Consider the following 2,359-nt stretch of genomic DNA (forward strand, 5'->3'; position numbering starts at 1 on the left):
GCGGGCGGTGATCGACTCCTCCCACGTCCGGGCCGCTCGAAGGGGCCCAAAAGCGGACCCAGCCCCGTCGACCGCGCACGGCCGGGCAGCAAGCACCACCTCGTCACCGACGCCCAGGGCATCCCGCTCGCGGTGTCCCTGACCAGCGGAAACCGCAACGACGTCACCCAACTCCTGCCCCTGCTCGACAAGATCCCGGCCGTGGCCGGTGTCGTCGGCCGGCCCAGACGCAGACCCGACGCGCTTCTTGCCGACCGCGGCTACGACCACGACAAGTACCGGCGACTGCTCTGGCAGCGCGGCATCCGCCCGGTCATCGCCGAACGAGGCGTCGAACACGGCTCTGGCCTGGGCGTCTTCCGTTGGGTGGTCGAGCGCACCATCGCCTGGCTCCACGGCTTTCGACGCTTACGCATCCGATGGGAGCGACGCGATGACATCCACGAGGCCTTCCTCGGCCTCGCCACCTGCCTCATCACCCACCGACACGTCCAACGCCTTTGTTAGGACCTCTAAGGCCTGTCCGGCGGATCATGAATGTTTCGGCCTGCCCTGCCGTGTAGTTGGTCATGGGTCGTGGTGATCTGACGAACGAGGAATGGCACCGCTTAGAGCCGCATCTGCCCCTCTACGGACGGCGTGGTGGGCGGTGGGCCAGTCACCGCCGGGTGATCAACGGGATTCTTTTCCGCGAGCGGACCGGGATCCCGTGGCGGGATCTGCCGGAGAGGTTCGGCAGGTGGAAGACGGTCTACGAACGACACAGACGCTGGTCCGCAGACGGCACCTGGGACCGGATCCTCCACGCTGTCCAGGCTGATGCCGACGCCGAGGGCCGGATCGACTGGAGCATGGTGGGCGTCGACTCGACGTCCTGCCGTGCCCACCAACACGCCGCCGGAGCCCGCAGGAAGACACCCCGCATTCCGAAAAAAGAGCCACGCCCCGGCAGCATCGCCCCGACGAGGGACTCGGAAGGTCCCGGGGCGGTCTGACGAGCAAGATTCATCTCGCCAGCGAAGGTGGTCGTAGACCTCTCGCGTTGCTGGTCACCCCCGGCCAGTGGGGCGACGCACCACAGATGATCCCCGTACTCGAACGCGTCCGTGTGGCTCGCAAGGGCGAAGGCCGCCCGCGCACCCGACCGGGACACCTGAGCGCAGACAAGACACCCCATGCAGCTTGCGGGTCAAGCAACTGCCGTGAGGAGGGTTGGGGCGGGGGTGCTGAAGGCGTTGGCTTCGTCAAACTTCTGATGGTTGGTCAGGCAGTGGTGGAGCTGGCCGAGCATGCGGTTGAACAGATTGCGCAGGGCCGCGTGGTAGCGGTCACCAGCGGCCCGCCGACGGTTGTAGTGGGCATGGGCGCCGGGTGAGGCGGTCAGTGCCGCGAACGCCCAATGTCGGCCGGTCGCGGCCAGACGGCTGTTCTTGATCCGGCGGTGGGTGACGTGGCGGCTCTTGCCGGACTCGCGGGTCACCGGTGCGCTTCCCGCATAAGCCTTCAGATTGCCGGCATGGGTGAAGCGGGCACGGTCGTCGCCGATCTCGCCGAGTACCCGCGCACCGGTGAGAACAGCCAGGCCGGGGAAGCTTGTGATGATCTCCGCGTCGGGATGCTGCAGGAACAGCTCCTCGGTGTCGGATGCGAGGTCGTCGCATGCCTGGCAGGCTGCGTCGAGCTGGGCGAGGAGAGCGAGTGTCTGCCGTCCCATCGCCGTCTCGACCAGGGCGGGCTGGCGGAGCCAGGTTCGACGGAACACCTCGAGCAGCCGGTCGGTCTCGGCGTCGATGCGGCGTTGACGCCCGGCTTTGGTGACAGCGGTCCGCAGCCGTCCTCGGGTCAGCCGGGTGGCCTCGGCCGGAGTCGGCGCGATCGCCAGGATCGTGCGGGCCTCCCGGGACAGCAGCCGCTCGCGCTTTGCCGCGAACGCCTCAAGAATCGCGGGATAGTACTCACGCAGGTGTGATCGCAGCCGGTTGTGGGCGCGAGTGCGGTCCCAGACCGCGTCCTGCTGAGCTCGCGCGAGGACAGCAATCGCCCTGACCAGCTCGGAGTCGCTCGGCAGCGGACGGTGGAACTCGGTGTCCGTGCGCAGGATGTTCGCCAGGACGACGGCGTCCTGGTGGTCGGACTTCTTGCGGGAGACGGCGTGCCGGTCGCGATAGCGGGCGACGGCCATCGGATTGATCGCATAGACCCGGCGTCCGGAGGCCCGCAGGCAGGCGACCAGCAGACCCCGGGAAGTCTGGATCGCGACCGGTATGGGATCGTCCGGGCTGTCGCCATGCTCGGCGAGCAGATCCAGCAGGTCCTGGAAGCCGGCCGCGTCGTCGCTGATCCTGAGTCTGCCGAGCAG

General features: G+C 68.1%; 1 protein-coding gene and 2 pseudogenes. 2 read left to right on the forward strand and 1 reads right to left on the reverse strand.

Annotation, left to right across the window (positions count from 1 at the left end; genetic code table 11):
• Nucleotides 1–507 (forward strand): annotated as a pseudogene (locus ABT085_RS45735) (IS5 family transposase); the annotation flags it as partial.
• A gap of 62 nt (nucleotides 508–569) precedes the next feature.
• Nucleotides 570–1,168: pseudogene (locus ABT085_RS45740) on the forward strand (IS5 family transposase); the annotation flags it as partial.
• A gap of 21 nt (nucleotides 1,169–1,189) precedes the next feature.
• On the opposite strand, the gene ABT085_RS45745 reads toward ABT085_RS45740, so the two are convergent.
• On the reverse strand, nucleotides 1,190–2,359 hold a 1,170-nt coding region (locus ABT085_RS45745), incomplete at its 5' end, for an IS110 family RNA-guided transposase (protein ID WP_351623019.1).

The organism is Streptomyces sp. NPDC002265 (genome assembly GCF_040296125.1).
Taxonomy (GTDB): domain Bacteria; phylum Actinomycetota; class Actinomycetes; order Streptomycetales; family Streptomycetaceae; genus Streptomyces.